General features: G+C 70.1%; 17 protein-coding genes and 1 pseudogene. 7 read left to right on the forward strand and 11 right to left on the reverse strand.

Annotation, left to right across the window (positions count from 1 at the left end; translation table 11 throughout):
- Positions 1–527: 527 nt before the first annotated feature.
- Both AQJ84_RS18670 and AQJ84_RS43520 read right to left on the reverse strand, forming a co-directional pair.
- Positions 528–1,394: a peptidoglycan-binding domain-containing protein gene (locus tag AQJ84_RS18670; protein WP_128092346.1), complete on the reverse strand. Its 867-nt coding sequence runs from the start codon at positions 1,392–1,394 to the stop codon at positions 528–530.
- A gap of 1,604 nt (positions 1,395–2,998) precedes the next feature.
- Positions 2,999–3,187 (reverse strand): hypothetical protein, encoded by a 189-nt coding sequence (locus tag AQJ84_RS43520; RefSeq protein WP_169807747.1) that lies wholly within the window; start codon positions 3,185–3,187, stop codon positions 2,999–3,001.
- Positions 3,188–3,526: 339 nt separating this feature from the next.
- Here AQJ84_RS43520 and AQJ84_RS18680 point away from each other — a divergent pair, with 339 nt between their 5' ends.
- The 3 genes from AQJ84_RS18680 to AQJ84_RS18690 all read left to right on the forward strand — a co-directional run bounded on the left by AQJ84_RS18680 (position 3,527) and on the right by AQJ84_RS18690 (position 5,338).
- Complete coding sequence (locus tag AQJ84_RS18680) at positions 3,527–4,123, forward strand: helix-turn-helix domain-containing protein (protein WP_030043482.1); 597 nt, start codon at positions 3,527–3,529, stop codon at positions 4,121–4,123.
- Positions 4,124–4,199: 76 nt separating this feature from the next.
- Positions 4,200–4,868 carry a hypothetical protein gene (locus AQJ84_RS18685; RefSeq protein ID WP_030043483.1) on the forward strand — a complete coding sequence of 223 codons (669 nt, stop codon included), beginning with the start codon at positions 4,200–4,202 and terminating at the stop codon, positions 4,866–4,868.
- Between the two features lie 134 nt (positions 4,869–5,002).
- Entirely contained in the window at positions 5,003–5,338 is a 336-nt protein-coding gene (locus tag AQJ84_RS18690) for a DUF2516 family protein (RefSeq protein ID WP_030043484.1), read from the forward strand.
- Between the two features lie 20 nt (positions 5,339–5,358).
- Here AQJ84_RS18690 and AQJ84_RS18695 read toward each other — a convergent pair whose 3' ends face one another.
- The 3 genes from AQJ84_RS18695 to AQJ84_RS18705 form a co-directional block, all read right to left on the reverse strand.
- Complete coding sequence (locus tag AQJ84_RS18695; RefSeq protein WP_037804006.1) at positions 5,359–6,855, reverse strand: PP2C family protein-serine/threonine phosphatase; 1,497 nt, start codon at positions 6,853–6,855, stop codon at positions 5,359–5,361.
- Between the two features lie 280 nt (positions 6,856–7,135).
- Entirely contained in the window at positions 7,136–8,215 is a 1,080-nt protein-coding gene (locus AQJ84_RS18700; protein WP_030043486.1) for a C40 family peptidase, read from the reverse strand.
- A gap of 206 nt (positions 8,216–8,421) precedes the next feature.
- Positions 8,422–9,234 (reverse strand): class I SAM-dependent methyltransferase, encoded by an 813-nt coding sequence (locus AQJ84_RS18705; protein WP_107082886.1) that lies wholly within the window; start codon positions 9,232–9,234, stop codon positions 8,422–8,424.
- Positions 9,235–9,446: 212 nt separating this feature from the next.
- On the opposite strand from AQJ84_RS18705, the gene mshA reads away from it, so the two are divergent.
- Positions 9,447–10,784, forward strand: coding sequence for a D-inositol-3-phosphate glycosyltransferase (gene mshA, locus AQJ84_RS18710; RefSeq protein ID WP_053193869.1), 1,338 nt, complete (start codon positions 9,447–9,449; stop codon positions 10,782–10,784).
- Positions 10,777–11,277, forward strand: coding sequence for a type III secretion system chaperone family protein (locus tag AQJ84_RS18715; protein WP_053193872.1), 501 nt, complete (start codon positions 10,777–10,779; stop codon positions 11,275–11,277). The genes mshA and AQJ84_RS18715 overlap by 8 nt, the downstream gene beginning before the upstream one ends.
- A gap of 129 nt (positions 11,278–11,406) precedes the next feature.
- On the opposite strand, the gene AQJ84_RS18720 is transcribed toward AQJ84_RS18715, so the two are convergent.
- Together AQJ84_RS18720 and AQJ84_RS18725 are read right to left on the reverse strand one after the other, a co-directional pair.
- Complete coding sequence (locus AQJ84_RS18720) at positions 11,407–11,802, reverse strand: hypothetical protein (protein WP_225877393.1); 396 nt, start codon at positions 11,800–11,802, stop codon at positions 11,407–11,409.
- A 219-nt stretch (positions 11,803–12,021) separates the two neighbouring features.
- Positions 12,022–12,828, reverse strand: a complete 807-nt coding sequence (locus AQJ84_RS18725; protein WP_030043492.1) for a helix-turn-helix transcriptional regulator — start codon at positions 12,826–12,828, stop codon at positions 12,022–12,024.
- A 49-nt stretch (positions 12,829–12,877) separates the two neighbouring features.
- Between AQJ84_RS18725 and AQJ84_RS18730 the strand changes: the two genes are divergently transcribed.
- Positions 12,878–13,303 carry a DUF2000 domain-containing protein gene (locus tag AQJ84_RS18730; RefSeq protein WP_030043493.1) on the forward strand — a complete coding sequence of 142 codons (426 nt, stop codon included), beginning with the start codon at positions 12,878–12,880 and terminating at the stop codon, positions 13,301–13,303.
- A 2-nt stretch (positions 13,304–13,305) separates the two neighbouring features.
- On the opposite strand, the gene fxsT is transcribed toward AQJ84_RS18730, so the two are convergent.
- Together fxsT and AQJ84_RS18740 are read right to left on the reverse strand one after the other, a co-directional pair.
- A complete protein-coding gene (fxsT, locus tag AQJ84_RS18735; protein ID WP_053193873.1) occupies positions 13,306–15,825 on the reverse strand; it encodes an FxSxx-COOH system tetratricopeptide repeat protein in 2,520 nt (839 codons plus the stop codon).
- A gap of 91 nt (positions 15,826–15,916) precedes the next feature.
- Positions 15,917–17,191 carry an MDR family MFS transporter gene (locus AQJ84_RS18740; RefSeq protein WP_030043495.1) on the reverse strand — a complete coding sequence of 425 codons (1,275 nt, stop codon included), beginning with the start codon at positions 17,189–17,191 and terminating at the stop codon, positions 15,917–15,919.
- Positions 17,192–17,370: 179 nt separating this feature from the next.
- Here AQJ84_RS18740 and AQJ84_RS18745 point away from each other — a divergent pair, with 179 nt between their 5' ends.
- Entirely contained in the window at positions 17,371–18,132 is a 762-nt protein-coding gene (locus AQJ84_RS18745; RefSeq protein WP_030043496.1) for a phosphoglyceromutase, read from the forward strand.
- Between the two features lie 265 nt (positions 18,133–18,397).
- On the opposite strand, the pseudogene AQJ84_RS18750 reads toward AQJ84_RS18745, so the two are convergent.
- Together AQJ84_RS18750 and AQJ84_RS18755 are read right to left on the reverse strand one after the other, a co-directional pair.
- A pseudogene (locus tag AQJ84_RS18750) lies at positions 18,398–19,003 on the reverse strand (transposase family protein); the annotation flags it as partial.
- Between the two features lie 169 nt (positions 19,004–19,172).
- Positions 19,173–20,360, reverse strand: coding sequence for a M20 metallopeptidase family protein (locus tag AQJ84_RS18755; protein ID WP_225877394.1), 1,188 nt, complete (start codon positions 20,358–20,360; stop codon positions 19,173–19,175).
- Between the last annotated feature and the right edge of the window lie 132 nt (positions 20,361–20,492).

Below are 20,492 nucleotides of genomic sequence, written 5' to 3' on the forward strand. Positions count from 1 at the left end.
CGGGGACGAGGTGACGGGCCCGGTACGCCATCTGGCACAGGTCCCCGCATCGGGCCGTGGCCCGATGCGGGGTTTCACCTGGCGGCGGGGTCAGAGGCATCGGCCTGGCCTGGGACCGTTGCTGGCGACCGGGCGGCTGCACGCATTCGAGAGCCTCGAAGAGGATCAGTTGCTGGTGGCAATGGACGGGAATCGATGTTGCCGACCGTGGCGCCGACCCGGAGGGCGACGCGGTACTGGGTCCCGACCGGCAATCGGCGCGAGGTGACCGGTACAAACAGAGTGGGTCATTCACCGCGAACCCCGGGACCGGCGGGTGGTGTACTTCCAGGACCCCGACACACACGAGTGGCACGCCCTACGCTGGACGGACCTGCCGCCAGAGGGCGAGATCCCGGCCTTCGGGGATACCCGGGTTGAAGAACTTCTCAACCGGAACCGGCGTCCACCCGAGACGACACTCGGGCCCTCAGCCCGCCCAGCCTCGGCCACCGACTCCGCCAGCGGCCCCTCAAGAAAGATCGAGGCTAGCAGCCATTCCGCTGGAGGCAATCAACGACGTCTGCCTGGGCCGCGACGATCTGCTCCAGAAGACGGGCGAGTTGGAACTGCAGCTGTTTCATCGCGTTGGGGTCGTTGTCGTTGGCGGGCATGCTGTCCAGCAGTTCGTTGATCTTCTGCTGCAGGTCCTTGACCTTGTTAATCTCGTTCGCGCATAGCTCCGCACATCGTGTGCTGCCAATAACACCCTCGATGGCGTCGACTATGTCTTGAACGGCATCACGGATCTTCTGCGACAACAATCGCATGCGATCCTTGAGACCTTTCAGCGTCTCTTTGGCTGCTCGCTGCCAGATCGGGTTGGAGGTGATGACGATGAGCAACGCCAGTATGAAGATGAGAACAATGATCAAGGGAACCACTTGCACCGCCCCGAGCAGGGTCAAGCGGATGGGGTCGACCGGGGCGATGAGGTTCGGAACCGGGTTGGCAAAGCGACTGGCGCCGGCAACGCGTTCAGTGGGAGCAAGCGCGGCGAAGTCGCTGCGAATATCATCGAAATCGGCAGCCAGGTCGCCCGGCGTCCCGGGAGGCGTCGGCGCAGTCGGAATGGGGAAGCCTTGCTCCTGCACGATCGTCGCATAGAGACTGCTGCTGACTTCATCGAGCCGGGTGAAGCTTGGCCCTGACGGGTCGATCCTGCCATCGACCAGTAGGCCAGGATTCTGCTGTTGGAATTTCGAGATTGCCGCGATGGTCTTGGGACCGACCAGCCCGTCAACGTCAAGCGGAACGTGGCCTGCTGCGATCTGCAGATCGCTCAGCAGACGCTGCACCGCCATGACGTCGTCTGGACCGTTGATACCGCCCTGTCCGACAGATCCGTTGATCACAGTGACCTCCCGAGTATGGGGCGCGAAGCAATTTCACGATCGGCTGCGAAAGACCAGCGGCTGCGAGAGAGTTGTCGTTTGCAGCAGGGACGGAATTGATGGCCGCCCTGAACCGACCCGGTGATCTTGGAGACTCGAATCATTGTGTTCTCTCTGGGACATAGTGCTGGTCGTAGTTAATGGCCTCGTATTCTGCGGTCGGGTCGATGGCCACGGCCAATGACATAAGACCCGATACGCTTCTTCACCTGGAGAGTGCTTCTTTCCGTGCAGCCAACAGGACCCTCGACAAGTCCTATCGTTGCAGTTCAGGAGCACTCTCCGCTTATTTGATCAAACCTCGGACACCCCACCATGTGAAAGCGCGAGGCTAACCAAGAGTTGGCTCGCTGTACGGAAAGTTGAAGGGTGGATCGGTCTCCGCTTGCAGGGCGTGCGCAAGTTGACAGCCGCCCGTCGAGGTGCAGTGATCTACTTCAGGGTCACGCCAAGTAAAAGTGATCGCAACTTTTGTCATCACACCGCTACTTGGGCGGCTCTCCCCAAGTCTCAGGATGCAGCGCACACATATTGAAGCCGTCATGGAAGGGCGACTGAAGCTGTGGCCTAGCGGGCCAGCTTCTCGTTCGTCACGGATGTGGAAGAATGCGCCTATACAACTCGCATTGGAGGAATTATGGCCAGCGAGGACTTCGCGGCGGTCTGGTGACTGGGTGACGGCACTCAGTGGGTGCACTGAGATATGTCCGAGAACGAGTTCAAGCAGAAGGACTCCGAGTACTTCCCGCAAGGGTTCCGCATCACCTCACTCATAATCGACGAAGGCCGTTTCGCGGCCGTCTGGCATCCGGTCAGGCCGGTCCGGCCGCGTTTGGCTGGCTCGATCAGTGCTGGACGCTGGCCGGATCGCCGAGATTATGGGCCGCCGCTTCGGCGTCGACCACACCCGGGCCGGGCTGGACCTGCTGCCACGTTCGAAGATCCAGCCGGGCAGGGCGATGCGGTTGCCGCGGCCGCTGCGCCGGGTCGCGACTGCGCCGACCTGGAGGATCTGCTGGCGAGGCGGCGTCGATAGGCGGGCCCCGATATGGCGCTATCCCGCCGTGGCGACGGGATCGGCATCCTGCTCGCCGAAGCTGGGCGTCGCCCAAGTCAGTTGGCGGCGCCCCGGCGAAGGCGACGCCGAGGGACGATGTCCCCAGAGATACCGAGGTGCGCGGTGGCCTGGTCAAGCTCCTCGGCCAGCAACTGCTCGCCGAGGATGGAGTCAAGGATTCGGCCGGCCTGGATCAGGCAGACGGCCGTCCAAATGACGTCGTTCAGGCCACTCTCCCTGGGCTTGTTGCGCAGTTCCCAGCCGTCGGCCCGTGTGCGATGGAGATACAGCTGCGCTGTCTCTCGTGTGGTGTGGGAGTAGGAACTGAGGTGCCTGTAGGGCAGATAGCCTTCCTGCTCCCCGAACCCGCCATCAGGTCGGCGGATCTCGTTCGTCAGCCGGACGACCTCAGGGGCCGGGTGGGCGGTGCGTTCGTCGACAGCGGCACGGACCTTTGCCTCGACCTCATCTCCCTCGACATCCCACCCAGCTCGCTTCGCGTTAGTGATCAGCTTGAGGAGCTGGTCGTCGCTGTAGGCGTCAGATCGACGGCCTGCACCGCGGCGTCGCCGCCGTCGACGAGCCAGGCCATCGCCACCGCGTGCGTCATCAGGTTCCGCATCACCGGTGCGACGACGAACCCGCTACCGTTCTTGGCCGCCTCCGCCACCACGCGGGCGGAGTCCGAAATGAGCATCCACAAGCTCCACGCGACTGGTGCCACTACCTCGTGTTCGCGGAGGAAGCCGATGCCGCCCACTCCGGAGGCCACCTGTCGCGGGCGGCCAGCAACTGGTCGATGACGTCGAGAGCGCGCCGGTCCGTGGCCTCGACATGCGCAAATCGGGCATAGCGCCAATCTGTGACGCCGCAGCCCGGAAACCGCCCCACAATTTCCGACTGGACCCGGATGGCGACAGTTGTCGTGCAAATGCCACACCTATCGTGCTCAGGCTCACGGTGCCGTGCAGTGGCATGGCGCACTTTTGCAAGCGGGTGCTTGCAATAGTTAGCGGGGGTGAGGCAAGGTGGGGGCATGGCAACGCTCAACGTCGGCAATCTCGGTGAGTACATGCGCGAACAGCGGCGCAACGCGCAGCTGTCGCTCAGGCAGCTCGCCGATGCCGCCGGGGTGTCCAATCCGTACCTGAGCCAGATCGAGCGCGGGCTGCGCAAGCCGAGCGCGGAGGTGTTGCAGCAGGTCGCCAAGGCGCTGCGGATCTCCGCCGAAACGCTGTACGTGCGGGCCGGGATCCTCGACGCCGAGCGGGACCGGGACGAGGTGGAGACACGTGCCGTCATCCTCGCCGATCCCACGCTGAACGAGCGGCAGAAGCAGGTGCTGCTCCAGATCTACGAGTCGTTCCGGAAAGAGAACGGGTTCGAGATCGCCGTGACGGTGACGGGTGAAGGGCCGGAGACGGGCGAGGCCGCCGAGCAGAGCGGCGGCAGCACTCTCATACCGGAAACCCGCACGGACGACGGGCGCGAGTCCGCCGACGGAGCCAGCCGTACGACGGGCGAGCACAAGCCCGCCACCAGCCGTACCCGCACGACCGGCGCGCGGAAGCCCGCGCGTCGCACCCGTAAGACCGGCGGCAACGACGCCGACCCGCAGCAGACGGCCAGTTGAGCCGGACCAGGGCACCGGCCGCCTGACTGCGGACCACAAACCCTCAGCCGAAAGCGAATCCGGGAGGACCATCACCATGGCCATCACCGACGACCTGCGCAAGACCCTCAGCGACCCCACTCCGCTCTACTTCGCCGCCGGCACCGCCGACCTGGCTCTTCAGCAGGCCAAGAAGGTGCCGGGTCTGGTGGAGCAGCTGCGTGCCGAGGCGCCCGCGCGGATCGAGGCCGTGCGCAACACCGACCCGAAGGCCGTGCAGGAGAAGGCCCAGGCGCGTGCCAAGGAGGCGAGCGCCAGGGCCAAGGAGGCCCAGGAGAGCATCCAGGCCAAGGTCGGCGAGTTCATCGGCACCCTGGACGGCGACCTGAAGAAGCTCAGCAGCACCTTCGACGCGGACCTGAAGAAGTTCGGCGAGAGCGCCCAGGACTTCGCCCTCCGCGGCGTCGGCGTCGCCGCCGAGTACGCCGTCAAGGCCCGCGAGACCTACGAGAAGGTCGCCGAGCACGGTGAGCAGACCGTGCGGACCTGGCGCGGCGAGGCCGCCGAGGAGATCGAGGAGCTGGCGATCGCCGTCGAGCCGAACGCCGCGCCCGCCGCCAAGCCGGCGTCGCAGCCGGTCGAGGTCAAGGCCGAGCCGAAGCCCGCCGAGGCCAAGGCCGAGCCCGCCGCGGCGAAGAAGGCTCCCGTGAAGAAGGCCCCGGTCCGCAAGCCGGCCGCCAAGAAGACCACGCCGCCCGCGAAGTAGTCGGCGGCGGCAGACACTCCGGACGGGCCGGGCACTCTCGGAGTGCCCGGCCCGTTCAGCGGGTAGCGGGCTTGCGGGAACGGGTACGGTGACCGCGTAGGGACGAGCCGAGTCTGGTGGTGGACGTAGTGCTGATGCAGGGGTTCGCAGGCTTCATGTGGCTGCTGAGCATGGCCCTGATCGTGTTCAGCGGTTTCGCGTTGATCGACGCCGCCACACGCCGTGAGGACGGCTATCGGGCCGCCGACAAGAAGACCAAGCCGTTCTGGCTGATCATCCTGGGCATCGCCTTCGTGGTGAACCTGCTCTTCCCGATCCTGTCGTTCCTTCCGATCATCGGCCTCATCGCGACCATCGTGTACATGGTCGACGTACGGCCCGCGCTCCGCAGCCTCCCGGGCGGTGGCCGCAGCCGCCGAGGCGGTTCCAGCAGCGACGGACCCTACGGGCCGTACAACGGCGGACGCTGACCGACCGGGCCGGGGGCGGTTCAGCCCATCCGGTCCAGCAGCACGACCGCCACGTCGTCCGTCAGCTCGCCCCCGTTGAGGTCGCGGACCTCGTTGACCGCCGCCCGCAGCAGCTGTTCGCCGCGCAGGCCCTCGGCGAGCTGGCGGCGGACCATGTTCACCATGCCGTCCTGGCCGAGCCGCTCACCGCTGTCGCCGACGCGGCCCTCGATCAGGCCGTCGGTGTAGAGCATCAGGCTCCACTCGGCACCCAGTTCCACCTGCATACGAGGCCAGCGGGCGCCCGGCAGCAGACCGAGCGCGGGGCCGTTGTTGTCGTACGGCAGGAGCTTGGCGGGCCGGCCGGGGCGGGCGATCAGCGGCGAAGGGTGTCCGGCGAGGCACAGGCCCGCGCGCCGGCCGTCGGGCGCGATGTCGACCGTGCACAGGGTCGCGAAGATCTCGTCGTCGGAGCGCTCGTGCTCCAGCACCTGCTGCAGCGTGCCGAGCAGCTCGTCACCGCACAGGCCCGCCAGCGTCAGCGCCCGCCAGGCGATGCGCAGCTCCACGCCGAGCGCCGCCTCGTCCGGGCCGTGGCCGCAGACGTCGCCGATCATGGCGTGGACCGTGCCGTCCGGGGTGCGGACGGTGTCGTAGAAGTCGCCGCCGAGCAGGGCCCGCGAGCGGCCGGGGCGGTAGCGGGCGGCGAAGCGCAGCGAGGAGCCCTCCAGCAGGGGAGTCGGCAGCAGGCCGCGTTCCAGGCGGCGGTTCTCCTGTGCGCGCAGCCGGCCCTCGGCGAGCCGTCGCTCGGCCGTGTCCGAACGCTTGCGCTCCACCGCGTAGCGGAGCGCCCGGCTCAGCAGCCGGCTGTCCAGTTCGTCGCGGAAGAGGTAGTCCTGGGCACCCACCCGCACCGCCTCGGCGCCGCGCTCGGCGTCGCCGGACGCGGTGAGGGCGAGGACGGCGTGCCGGGGCGCGAGCTCCAGTACGTGTTTGAGCACGGCGAGCTCGTCGTCGGCGGCGGGCCCGCTCGGGGCGGGCAGCGCGAGGTCGAGCAGGATGCAGTGGACGTCGTCGGTGAGAAGCCGCTCGGCCTCGGTGAGGTTGCGGGCCGTACGGACGCGGATGGGCCGGCCGGCGGAGTCCAGCAGCTCGGGCACGACGGTTGAGCCGCCCGGGTCGTCCTCGATCACCAGGAGGGTGAGCGTGGGGCTCGGGGCGGCGGCGGGCGTGCCGACGGCGCCGGGCGTGCCGACGGGCAGGCCGGTCCTCGCGGCGGCGTCGGTGACACCGGCCGTGGCCGAGGAGCCTGCTGTGGCCGTGGCGGCCGCGGTGCCGAGCGGGCCGGCCGCGGCGCTGTTCACGGTGTTCGTCTGGGCGGCGGTGGTGCGGCCGGTGTCCCCGGCCAAGGTGTTCCCGGTCGGGTCCGCCCTGCGCGGGGCCTCTTCCTTGGAGGGGCCTGCGCCTGAGGACGCGGCCGGCGCCTGACCACTCTCCACGGCCGGGATCGCTCTCTGCCGCGGTACGGGTACGGGCATCGTCTGGGTTCCTTCCCTCCCCCCGAGGGCATGGCAGGGCGAGGGGCCCTCGACCTACCGACGGGGACCATAGCGGTTGTCGGCACCGCAACGGAATGGCGTGAGCCACGCCGGACGGCCGCTCGCCTCTGTCATATGCCGCGTTCCCTACCGCAGTTGGACAGGTCGGGGGTGGTACCGGGATGACGAACGTCACGTCCCGAGGGCGTTTGGCGGGGCGTTGAGCGTGGGCCAGGTCACGTGGCCCGCGTCACGGGCGGGGTGGAAACCGGGACAACCCTCACGCGTCCGGCCGCACCACCCCGAGTATCGGCATGGATCCCGCCCCCGCGAGCGTCACCGTCCGCCCCGGCCGCGGGGCGTGGATGATCGCGCCGTCGCCCACGTACAGCGCGACATGGCTCGCGTCGTCGAAGTAGATGATCAGGTCGCCGGGTCGCATGTCCTCGACGCCGACCCGGGTGAGCTGCTGCCACTGCTGCTGCGAGGTGCGCGGGATGGAGCTGCCGGCGCTCGCCCACGCCTGTGAGGTCAGGCCCGAGCAGTCGTACGTGTTCGGGCCCTCGGCGCCCCATTCGTACGGCTTGCCCAGCTGCGCGGTCGCGTACTCCACCGCCTTCCTGCCCTGCGCGGTCGCCTTGTCGCCGATCTCGTCGAGGACCCCGGAGTCGAGCCAGGCGGTCTGCGCCTTGAGCGCGGCCTGCTTCTCCAGCTCGGCGAGGCGCTTCTTCTCGTCCTCCTCCAGCTGGGACTCGAGCTCCTCGGCCGCCGCGATCCGCTTCTCGATCTTCTTCTTGGCCGCCGCCTTGGCCTTGCGGCCCGACTCCAGCTTCTTCCACTGGGCCGAGGCGTCCTTGGCGTACTGCTCCAAGTCCTGCTGGGTCTGGGTCATTTCCGCGATCAGGCCCTTGGTGGCGCGCTGGCCCTGGAGCACCCGGCCCGCGCCGTCGAGGAACTCCTGCGGGTCGTCGCTCAGCACGAGGTGGGCCTCGTCCGGCAGGCCGCCGCTGCGGTACTGGGCCCGGGCCGCGGCGCCCGCGCGCTCCTTCAGCTCGGCCAGCCGCTCCTTGCTCCGGACGATCGTCCTGGCCAGTTCGACGAGTTGGGCGGACTGGCTCTGCGCCTTCTCCTCGGCCGCGTTGTAGGCGTCCGTGGCGACGGCCGCCTCGCGGTAGAGCTTGTCGAGCTTCTCGCGCACGGCCTCGAGGTCCTGGTTGGCGAGGGGCGTCGAGACCGCGCTCGGTGTCGGTGTCGGCGTAGGTGCCGGGCTCGCGAACGCCGTGCCCGGTGCCGCCAGCACGGTGACCGCGCAGACCACCGTCACGGCCACCGCGATCAGGCCACGCTTGCCCGTCCCCATACCCCAGCCCCCCACCTGATTAACCGTCAGTAACTTACGGACGTCTGGGGGATCGTGCCACGTAGCGGCGCAAAACGACAGAGGTCGTCGCATGCGACGACAGACTCAGTACTTCCCCCTCTTCCCACCCCGTCATGACGATGTCCCCGCCTGTGTGACGAACGACTCACGGAGATCGTTCCCGTGGACGGTGCGAGTAGGGCCGCTCAGCTCCGCGGCGCCAAGGCTCCCCACGTCACCGTCACTTCGCCCTGCCGCCACCGCGCCGGTCCGTCCGTCACCGGCCAGTCGGCGGTGAGGTCCCGCACCGCCCGGATCCAGCGCTGGCGTGCGCCGTACGACGCGTAGGGCGCGGCGGCCGCCCAGGCGCGGTCGAAGTCGCGCAGGAAGGCGTGTACGGGCTCGCCCGGCACATTGCGGTGGATCAGCGCCTTCGGCAGCCGCTCGGCGAGGTCGGAGGGCCGCTCGAGCGAGCCCAGCCGGGTCGCGAAGGTGACCGTGCGCGGGCCCTCGGGGCCGAGCGCGACCCACACGTGCCGGCGTCCGATCTCGTCGCAGGTCCCCTCGACCAGCAGTCCGCCGCGGGAGGTGCCGGTCGCCGGAGCGAGGCGGGAGCACAGCCGCCGCCACACGTCGGCCACCTCGGCCTCGTCGTACTGCCGCAGGACGTTGGCCGCGCGGACGAGATGCGGCCGCCCGGAGAGCGGGATCTCGAAGCCGCCGTGCCGGAAGACCAGCCCGTCGCGCTCGTACGGCCGGGCCGCCGCGACCCGCGCCGGTTCGATCTCGACGCCCACCACGCGCGCGCGTGGCGCGGCGGTGCGCAGGCGGTGGAGCAGCTCCACGGCCGTCCAGGGGGCGGCGCCGTACCCGAGGTCGACGGCGACGGGGTCCGCCGCCCGGCGCAGCTCGGCGCCGTGTGTCGCCGCGATCCAGCGGTCCATGCGCCGCAGACGGTTCGGGTTGGTCGTCCCGCGCGTCACCGTGCCCACGGGGCGGGTGGCGGCACGCGGAGTCATACGTACGAGGGTATGCGGGCACGGGGAACCGTAAGCACCACGCACCACCCGCCCCCGGCCCACGCAGTTCGTCATCGAACGGTTGAGCGAGAGCCGGTAATGATTCGGCAAATCCCGGCGGGACGGAAATGGAGCGGCCCCTTCCGGCGTTGCACTGCCGTGGAGGGCGCCCCACACCCTCGGTCCGGCATGCCCGCTGCGAGGAGGAACGCGTGAGCCAGTACGTCAGCAGGCTCGGGCGGCGCTCGTCGGCCGCTCCCCATCGGCTGAGGCTGCACCGCAGGCCCCGCCGGGTCGCCATGCTCTCCGTGCACACCTCACCGCTGCACCAGCCGGGCACCGGCGACGCGGGCGGCATGAACGTGTACATCGTGGAGCTCGCCCAGCGCCTCGCCGCGATCAACATCGAGGTGGAGATCTTCACGCGGTCCACGACGGCCGCCGTCCCCCCGACCGTCGAACTCGCGCCGGGCGTCCTCGTCCGGCACATCGACGCCGGCCCCTACGAGGGCCTCGCCAAGGAGGAGCTCCCCGCCCAGCTGTGCGCCTTCACGCACGGCGTGATGCAGGCCTGGGCGGGCCACCGTCCCGGCTACTACGACCTGGTGCACTCCCACTACTGGCTCTCCGGCCACGTCGGCTGGCTCGCCGCCCAGCGCTGGGGCGCCCCCCTGGTGCACGCCATGCACACCATGGCCAAGGTCAAGAACGCCAACCTGGCCGACGGCGACACCCCCGAGCCGGCCGCCCGCGTCATCGGCGAGACCCAGATCGTCGCCGCCGCCGACCGCCTGATCGCGAACACGGCCGAGGAGGCCGAGGAGCTCGTACGGCACTACGCCGCCGACCGGGACAACGTCGCCGTGGTCCACCCGGGCGTCAACCTCGAGCGCTTCCGCCCCGCCGACGGCCGTGCCGCCGCCCGTGCCCGCCTCGGTCTCCCGCAGGACGCCCTGATTCCCCTCTTCGCGGGCCGTATCCAGCCCCTCAAGGCTCCGGACGTGCTCCTGCGCGCGGTGGCCGTGCTGCTGGACGAGCGCCCCGACCTGCGCTCCCGCCTCCTCGTGCCCGTCGTCGGCGGCCTCAGCGGCAGTGGCCTCGCCAAGCCGGAGGGCCTGCAGAAGCTCGCCGCGCGTCTCGGTATCGCCGACGTCGTACGGTTCCACCCGCCCGTCGGGCAGGAGCAGCTCGCCGACTGGTTCCGGGCCGCTTCCGTGCTCGTGATGCCGTCCTACAGCGAGTCCTTCGGGCTGGTCGCCATAGAGGCCCAGGCGGCCGGCACACCGGTGCTCGCGGCCGCCGTCGGCGGGCTGCCGGTGGCCGTGGACGACGGACGGACCGGCGTCCTCGTACGAGGGCACGATCCCGCCGACTACGCGCGCGTGCTGGGCGGTTTCGCCGACGATCCACAGCTGGCCGCCCGGATGGGCGCGGCCGCCGCCCGGCACGCCCAGTCCTTCGGCTGGGACACCGCGGCCGCGGCGACGGCGGACGTCTACACGGCCGCCGCCCAGGCCTACCGGCGTCGCGTACGCTCCCACCATGGCTGACGTGGAGAAGGCGGCACAGGTCATCGAGGGGGTCCTCGAGGATGCCGAACTCGAGTGGGAGACCCCCGCCCCCGGCAACTACGTCGTGAAGCTCCCCGGCACCCGCAAGCTGTCGACGACGGTCTCCCTCCTGGTGGGCCGCCACTCCCTCTCCCTGAACGCCTTCGTCATCCGCCACCCCGACGAGAACGAGTCCGGCGTCCACCGCTGGCTCCTCGAACGCAACCTGAAGCTGTACGGCGTGAGCTACGCCGTCGACTCCCTCGGCGACGTCTATGTCACCGGCAAGCTCCCCCTGGCCGCCGTCACGGCCGACGAGATCGACCGGATCCTGGGCCAGGTGCTGGAGGCCGCCGACGGCAGCTTCAACACCCTCCTGGAACTGGGCTTCGCCTCCGCCATCCGCAAGGAGTACGAGTGGCGGGTGTCCCGGGGCGAGCCGACCCACAACCTCGACGCGTTCGCCCACCTGACGCGCCGGACCGCGGACTGATCCCGGGGCCGGGCTGCGGACTGATCCCGGGGCCGGGTTGCGGACTGATCCCGGGCCGGGCTGCGAACTGACCCTGGGGCGGGGCGCCGGGCGGTGCCCCGGTAGACCTGGCTCGGGCCGGGCCTCAGGCTACGACTCGGGCTCGGACTCGGACTTGTCGAGCTCGTCGGCGAACGCCCGCAGCGCGTCGGCCAGTTCCTTCTTGGTGGGCAGCTCGTCGACCTTCCGGTCGAGCTCCGCGATCCGCCGGTTCAGCTCCTCCAGGTCGGTCGGGGCCGCGGTCGGGGTGGCCGGGGGCTCGGAGATCGGCGGGTCGCCCGGACCCGTCGGGCCGGTGGGGCTCGGGGCGGGGTCGCCGCCACCGGTCGAGCCACCGGTCGAGCCACCGCTGCCGGAGCCCCCGGAACCCCCGTCGGGCGGTTCGGCCGTCGGTTCGTCGGCCGGCGTGGTCGACGTCGAGATCGGGCTCGGCGCGGGGCCGTCGTCCGAGCTCGCGGCGAGGGCCGCGCCGACGCTGAGAGCCACCAGGGTCGCGGCTCCGGCGACGGCGGTCGATATGCGTCTGGCCCTTAACGCGCGCGGGCCGGACGCGGCACCAAGTTCTCCACTCTCCGGTGTGTCCTGCGGATCCTGCATTCCCTGTGACGCTTGTGGATTTTCCATGGAGGCGACGCTAACCGGCGACGACCACAGGACGGACGGCTTCCGCCGATCTCTCGAACGGACGTCCGCACCCGGTCGGCGTCAGATGACACCGGCCCCGCTGGCGCGGTAGCGCCCCGGCGGCACCCCCACCAACTTCCTGAAGTGCCGGGTGAGATGAGCCTGGTCGTGGAAGCCGGTGGCCGCGGCGACGTCGGCCGGCCCGTGTCCCGCGAGCAGCAGGCGGCGGGCCCGGTCGACGCGGCGGGCGTTCAGATACTGGTGCGGGGCGATGCCGTAGGCACCACTGAACGCCCGTACGAGATGGGCGGGATGAGCCTGGACGAGCCGGGCGGCCTCGCCGAGCGCGAGCCCCTCGACGACCCGTTCGTCGAGCAGCTCGCGCAGCCGCCGGGCGACGACCGGATCGCGGCGCGGCACCGGCGCGGCGGCGCTCGGCCGCAGTCGCGTCCGCAGCCGTTCGCCGACCAGCGTCAGCCTGCTCTCCGCCTCCAGCTCGTCCCCGGGCCGGGCGAGCGCGGCGTGCACCTGCCCGACCCGCCGCCGCAGTACGGGATCCCGCAGATCCGGCCCGTCGACGGCGGCACCGATGAGGTTGTCGGGGAGATGCGTGCCGTCCAGGTAGAGCACCCGCTTGCGGAAGCCCTCAGCGGTCGCCGGCGAGCCGTTGTGCGGCACGTGCGGCGGCAACAGGGACACCGTGTCGTGCGGGGTCCCGTGCTCGTGCCGGTCGAGGTCGTACCGCACGGCACCGTCGTCCACGATGAGCAGCGTCCATGCCTCGTGGACGTGCATGGGATAGGCGTACTCCGTGAAATGGGCGTGGAAGACCTCCACGACGCCCGGCACGGTCGGGCGCCAGGCGGAGACGTCACGCCGAGCGGCCATGCAAAGAACGTACAAGACGGTGCCGTGGGGCGGTCGGCAGTCTCATGGCATGAACGCCGAACCGATCCGCTTCGACACCAAGATCGCCGTCCTGCTGCGGGAGGACCTGGAACCCTGGCAGCGCCTGAACGTCACCGCCTTCCTGGTCAGCGGCCTGGGCACGCAGCTCCCGGAGGTGATCGGCGAGCCGTACGAGGACGCCGACGGCGTGCCCTACCTGCCGATGTTCCGCCAGCCGGTGATGGTCTTCGAGGCGTCGAAGGAGACGTTGGAGGCGGCCCACGCGCGCGTGCTGTCGCGTGCGCTGCCGCGGGCGCTGTTCACGTCCGACCTCTTCGCGACGGGGAACGACCGCGACAACCGGGCGGCCGTACGGGCCGTGACGACGGGGGAGCTGGATCTGGTGGGGCTCGCGGTGTACGGGCCGCGGAACGCGGTGGACAAGGTGGTGAAGGGGGCGCGGATGCATCCGTGAGGTCAGCGGGTGTTCTTCTTCTGAGGCCCCTTCCGTTTGAGGGACGCACGCAGCCGATGTGCGTCGCGGGTCTTGCCCTGCGGCTCCAAGGCGTCGGCCAGATCGCGGGTGACGAGGATGTACAGGGCGTGCTCGGTTCCGAGGGATTCCCGGACGTGAACCCTGGTGAGCCGCAGGAGTTTCTCCGCCTCGGCGTGCTGGCCGGTGTCGATAAGTGTCTTGGCGAGGCTCTGGGCGCTGTGGAGCGTTGTCGTGTGCCTGTCGCCGAGCAGTTGTCGGCGTAGTTCGAGAACCTCCGTCAGCCTGTCCAGGGCTTCGGCGTATCTGCCGAGCCGAGCGAGGACCATGCCCATGAAACTCGTGGCGTCGAGAGCGTCGGGGTGGTCCTCCTGCAACGCGCGCCGGTACCGCGCCGAGACGTCCGTCAGCACCTGGTGAGCCTCGTCGAGGCGGCCGAGTCGATACAGGCTGTACCCGGTGCTGGAGACGGAGCGAAGTGCCTCGACGTGGTCTTCGCCCAGTGCCGACTGGCGACGCGCCGCGACGTCCTTGAGGATCGGGTACGCCGCGTCGTGGCTGCCCAGATTGCCCAGAGCGATGCCGAGATCGTGGGTCGCGCTCAGTGTGTCGGGATGGTCCTCCCCGAGCACTCTGCGACGTTTTTCCAGGAGATCCCTGACGAGGGGCAGGGACTTGTCGTACGCCTGCATGTCGTTCAGTGCCACGGGCAGCAGGTGGGCCGCGCGCAGCGTGTCGGGAGCGTCCTCGCCCAGGGAGACCTTCCACTTCTCGTGCATGATCGAGGCGAGGCCGTGGGCCGCCTCGGGCTGGGCGTTGCGCACGAGATACCTGGCGGCCTTCAGGTACGTCGGCCGCAGTTCGGCTCTGTCGATCGTCGCGTCCAGCGTCGCCGTCAGATGCTGGGTGAGCGAAGCCCACTCCGGCCAGGTCCTGGGCAGTTCGGGGTCGCCTGGATCGACGACGGCCAGCAGCGCGGCCACGTCCGGCACCGTGCTCGCTGCCTGGTCGGCGGTGCCGTGACGCACGACAGCCTGCGTGAGCCGGTGCACCTGGAACGCGTCCGGCCCGACGACCGCCAGCCCGTACTGGGCGAGTGGCTGGAGCGCGTTGCGCGGCCAGCGGATGTCGTGCGGGTCGCCGGGGATGCTGGTCAGCCCCCCGCGTGCCTGGACGAGCCACGACGTCGGAATGGGCTCGGACCCGAGGAACGCAGCCAGACGCAGCAGGGCCGCCGCCTCGGGGCGGCCGGCCTCCAGACGGTCCGCGGCGATCGTGACCGTGGCCGCCACCGAGACCGGATAGTCGTACACCTCTCCGTCGTTGAGGAGCTCGGCGGTGTTGGTCCTGAGCAGCTGGAGATAGTGGTCGGGCGGTGTCCCCTCGCCGAGCGCACCCGCGGCGTGTGCCAGCGCGAGCGGCAGGTCACCGAGGGCTTCGGCCAGCGCGTCGGCCGTCCGGTCGGTCAGCGTGGGCAGCTGGCCGTTCAGGTAGGCCAGCGACTCCGTACGGCTGAACACACCCAGGGGAAGACCCGTCACGATCTTGTTCCAGGCCGGGTCGCGCGCCGTGATGAGCACGTGGCCGGGTCCCTCGGGCAGCCAGGTGCGCAGCTGCCGCGGGTCCTCGGCGTTGTCCAGGACGATGAGCCACCGGTCGTGGGTGCGCAGGTACTCCAGCGCGTACCGGGCGTTGATCTCGGCGCCGGCGTCCGGCTTGGCCACGTCGACCCGGGCCGCGAGCTCCGCGTACCGGGCCGGGACCTGCTCGACCTGCTCGGCGTCGACCCACCACACCAGGTCGTACTGTCCGGCGAAGCGGTGCGCGTACTCCAGCGCCACCTGGGTCTTTCCGACGCCGCCCGGCCCGTGGAGTGCGCGTACGGCGGCCCGGCGCTCGCCGAGCAGACCGCCGCGCACCTTCTCGATGACCTCGTCGCGGCCGGTGAAGTGCGGGTTGCGCCGCTGGCGTACGTCCCACACGACGGGATCGTGGGTGGCGGACGGGAAGCGGGGCTGGAGGCTCTGCGAAGTCGACGAGCCGGTGCGCTTGACTGCCAGGGGCGCCGTGCCGGGAAAGGCCGGCGAGGTGGTCGGGACCTCCCGCCCCCGCACCGCTTCGAGCAGGGCCTTGAGCGCCGCCTCCTCGTCCAGGTCGTGCATCTGCTGACGGATGCGTGGCCGAAGGAGCGCGGGCAGCTGGCCCGGCTCCAGGGGCTCGACGACCAGCGGGACGAAGCGGTCCCGGCCGGCCACGGCGGCGGTCCACTCCTCCTCGGTGTACCGGCCCGGGGCGAAGTACTGCGGGGAGAAGAGCGCCACGACGGCGGACGCCCGCTCCAACGCCGCGTTCATCTTCTGCACGAAGTCCTCGCCGGAACGCCAGTGCCACAGGTCGAGCTCGATCCCGTACCCGGCCTCCTGGAGGTGCCAGGCCACCCACTCCGCCCACTGGCTGTCATGTCCGGCATGACTGACGAAGATCAACTCGGAATTGTCGGTCACGCCCGTCTCCCACCCCAGCGGCCCCAACGGCCCCCGTACCGCACCTCCTTGTATACCGCGTGGGGTGTGGCCTCAGCAGGGAGTCGGCGCGTCAGGCCGTCCGGACCTCGGGTTCCGTACCGGCGGGGGTGGCGTCGGCAACCGTCTTTCCCTCCGCCGGAAGCCGCCGCATCAGCACCCCGAACCCGACCGCGGCCGCCGTCCCGACGACCGCGCACAGCCCCCACAGCCACTCGGCGCCGTAGCGGTCGATGACGACTCCGGACATCAGGGGTGCCACCAGCGCGGCGACCGACCAGGACAGGGTGTACATGCCCTGGTACCGGCCTCGCCCGTTGGCCGGCGACAGCCGGACGACCAGCCCGGTCTGCGTGGGCGCGTTGATCATCTCGCCCAGTGTCCACACGCACACCGTGAGGGCGAACACGCCGATCGACCCGGCGAAGGCGGTGAGGCCGAAGCCGTATCCCGCGAGGAGGGACGACACGATGAGCAACCGCCTGGTGTCCCGGTGCTCGATGAACCGGGTGACCGGGATCTGCAGCACGACGATCAGCACGCCGTTGACGGCGATCGCCATGCCGTAGTCGGCGGGCGTGAACCCGGCCGCGCCCATGGCCACCGGCAGGCCGACCGCGCCCTGCTGGAAGACGAGGGCGACGAGGAAGGACAGCCCGACGACGCTCATGAACCGCCCGTCGCGAAGGACGTCACCGAGGCGGACGTCGTCGGTCGCGCGTACCCCGACCCCTGGCTCAGGCTTCCGAGCCACGGGCCGTGACTCGGGCAGCCGCAGGAACACCACGACCGCGCAGACGGCCGTCATCCCCGCCTCGAGCAGGAACCCGGCCCGGTAGCTGACCTCCGCGATGAACCCGGCCGCCATGGAGGAGACGGCGAACCCGAGGTTGATGGCCCAGTAGTTGAGCGAGAAGGCCCGCACCCGGTCCTCGGGCCGCACGATGTCGGCCATCATCGCCTGCACGGCCGGCCGGGAGGCGTTGGAGGCCATCCCGACGAGGAAGGCGACACCGGCGATGGCGAGGGGGTGGTGCACGAAGCCGAGCAGGGCGACGGACGCGGCGGTCGACGCCTGGGCGATGAGCAGGGTGGGCCGGCGCCCGAGCCGGTCCGCCATCACCCCGCCGCCCAGCGAGGAGATCACCCCGCCCAGGCCGTGCAGCGAGGCGACGAGACCGGCGTACGAGGCGGAGTAGCCGCGGTCGAGGGTCAGGTAGAGGGCCATGAAGGTGGCGACGAAGGCGCCCAGCCGGTTGACCAGCGTGCTGGTCCACAACCACCAGAACTCACGGGGGAGGCCGGAGACCGTCTCGCGGGTGGCACGTCTCAGGGCGGCGACGGACATGACGGATCCCCCACGGATGCGATCGGCTCGGCAAGAGGCCCGGATGTAAGAGGCTCGGGCGGCGAGCAAACATTACGAGCCTGGTGGGGGCGAGGACCACTCAATTAACAGATCCCGTCAACTGTCCGGCTGACGGGCGGACGCCCAACGGATCAAAGCCTTCGTTTACGCTCATACGCATGGCCGACGCACCGTACAAGCTGATCCTCCTCCGCCACGGCGAGAGCGAATGGAACGCGAAGAACCTGTTCACCGGCTGGGTGGACGTCAACCTCAACGAGAAGGGCGAGAAGGAGGCAGTCCGCGGCGGTGAGCTGCTCAAGGACGCCGGCCTGCTCCCCGACGTGGTCCACACGTCCCTCCAGAAGCGCGCCATCCGCACCGCCCAGCTCGCCCTGGAGTCCGCGGACCGCCACTGGATCCCGGTCCACCGCAGCTGGCGCCTCAACGAGCGCCACTACGGCGCCCTCCAGGGCAAGGACAAGGCCCAGACCCTCGCCGAGTTCGGCGAGGAGCAGTTCATGCTGTGGCGCCGCTCCTACGACACCCCGCCGCCCCCGCTCGCGGACGACTCGGAGTTCTCCCAGGCCTCGGACGCGCGCTACGCGACGATCCCGCCGGAGATCCGCCCCCGCACGGAGTGCCTCAAGGACGTCGTCGGCCGCATGCTGCCGTACTGGTACGACGGCATCGTCCCCGACCTCCTCGCCGGCCGCACGGTCCTCGTCGCCGCCCACGGCAACTCCCTCCGCGCCCTCGTCAAGCACCTCGACGGCATCTCCGACGCCGACATCGCGGGCCTGAACATCCCGACGGGCATCCCGCTGGCGTACGAGCTCGACGCCGACTTCAAGCCGGTGAAGCCCGGAGGCACGTACCTCGACCCGGAGGCCGCCGCGGCGGCGATCGAGGCGGTCAAGAACCAGGGCAAGAAGAAGTAACGCGACGCTGATAAGCCCCCGACCTGCGGTTTCTTGGCAGGGCGGGGGCTTTTTGGTGGGGTCGGGCCGTCTCTGGGCCGTCAGGTCCGGCGGCGGGGTCAGGCCGCCAGGTAGCCGCCGGAGTCCGGCCGCACGATGAGCGGGGCGGGTTGTTCCCGTGGACCAGGTCGAACGCGAAGCGGCGGCGGTGGTAGTCGGGCAGTGAGCGTTTTCCATCCTCACTCTGAGCTGGTCAGATGAAGGGTGAGGACGGCCTGGTTCACCGCCTTCTGCCGGTGGAGAGGGTCTCCCACCCGCCCCGGTACGGGGTGCGGATCGTGCCGCTGGCGCCCCGGTAGGCCTTGTCCGCCCAGCACGGGATGCCGACGCCGGCGAGGGTGTCGAGGATGCCGTGTTCGCGGGCCGCGCGGATGTCGTGGACGGCGCCGGGCAGGGGAGGTGAGGCCCACAGCAGTCGGCCGAAGGGGTCGGCGAGGACCTGCACGTTCATCCCGTGCCTCTTGTGCTTGCCCGAGTGGAACGGCCGGTCCGCGGCGATGCGGTCGATCGGCAGCAGTGTGCCGTCCAGCTTCAGATACGCCTTCACCGAAGCAGTCCGCACCGCGTCTGCCAGGCTGGGAGCGAGAGCGGCCAGGAGGTCGACGGCCTCGGTGACGTAGCGATAGGCCGTCGTGGTGCCGACACCGAACCCTGCCGCAAGCTGAGCGTACGTGTGCCCCACCCGCAGGTGGGCGAGCGTGAGCAGAGCCTGGCGGCCCGCACTCAGGCGCCGCCAACGGGAGCCGATCGCACGGCGGTGCCGCCGCAACTGCTGCGCGAGGAAGCGAAGGGCAGAGCCGGGCACGTCGACGCCCGACGGGTAGACAAGCACGTGAAGCCTCTGGTGGAGACGGTTCTTTTGGTCGAAAACCCATCTACCAGGGGCTTCACCACGCTGTCAGCCCAACTCCCCGACTGAGGTACCGGGTTGGAAAGGGCTCGGTGAGCATTTTTGCATCTCACGTTGGCGAGGTGCGCCGCCCGGCCGACCGGGATGCAGCTCAGGCGAGGGCATCGAGACGGTGTGACAGGAACCCCGCCATCGCGCGGACCCCGATACCGATCGCGTGCTCGTCGGCGGCGAAGTCCGGGGAGTGGGGGACCCCGTTGATGCCCGCTTCCGGGTTGGCGACGCCGAGGTAGAACATCGCTCCGGACACCTGGTGCAGGAAGTACGCGAAGTCCTCGCCGTTGAACGGATACGCCGCGTGCAACAGCATGACCGCGTCCGCACCCAGGGCGCCTCGCAGGTACGAGGCTGCCGCCGCGTTGAGCTCCGGCGAGCACACCATGGCGGGCAACGGAGGCTCGGTGAACTCCACCCGCCCACGGGGCAGCGCATCCACCCAGCGCCGCACCTCCTCACGGATCTCGGCGTACCGGCTCTCAGGCCAGGCCCGCAGATAGGCGTGCACGCGCGCGCCATCATCGCCAGAGCTCGAATGGGACAGGGCGTAGACAAAGCGCGCCAGCGGGCCGTCCGGGGTCTGCATGTCGTCCATGAGCTGCTGGAGCTGTCCGGGCGTCTGCGGGCGCCCGACAGTCGACAATCCGTCGATCATGGCGACGAGCCGCTTGGCGTCGTCGGCGGCGCCCGGCCCCGCCAGCTCGATCCGGAAGCGGTCTTGCCCCGGCTGACCCGGCCCGACCGCGAACGTGCCGACTGGATTGGAGCCGCAGTGCAGCGCGTAGATCTCCCGCGGCGCGGTCCGCTCCAGGACCCCGTCCTCGATCATCGCCCGGGCGCCCTCGCACGTCTCCTCGGCCGGCTGGAAGACGAAGACGACCCGGCCGTTCAGCTGCTTCCGCAGCCGTGCGAGGACCAAGGCGATACCCACCCCGATCGCCGTGTGCAGGTCGTGGCCGCACAGGTGGGCCGCCCCCGGGACCTGCGAGGCGAAGGCACAGTCGAACAGTTCGTCGTCGTCGACCGCGTCCATGTCGGCCCGGTAGGCGACGGTCGGGCCCTCGCCCGCACCGTCGAGCACCGCCACCACACCATGGCCGCCCACGCCGGTTACGACGGCCAGACCCGCGGCGCGAAGCCGCTCGGCGACCAGTGCTGATGTGCGCCGCTCCTCACCGGCAAGATCGGGATGCCGGTGGATGTCGCGGCGCATCCCGATCAGCTCATCGTCGATCTCGGCCGCAATCTTGTCGATCATCGCGTGGTCCAGCGCGGAAGACATGCGCCGGAGGCTACAGGAGCCGATCTCCAACCCGGCCTTCAAGTTGAAGAAGGCTCATTGCCAGGGGGCGGCACACGGCCGGGCCGGACTGCCGTGGTGGGGCGACCACGGGCCCGACCATGAACGTCTGGC

This window comes from Streptomyces resistomycificus, assembly GCF_001514265.1.
Taxonomy (GTDB): domain Bacteria; phylum Actinomycetota; class Actinomycetes; order Streptomycetales; family Streptomycetaceae; genus Streptomyces; species Streptomyces resistomycificus.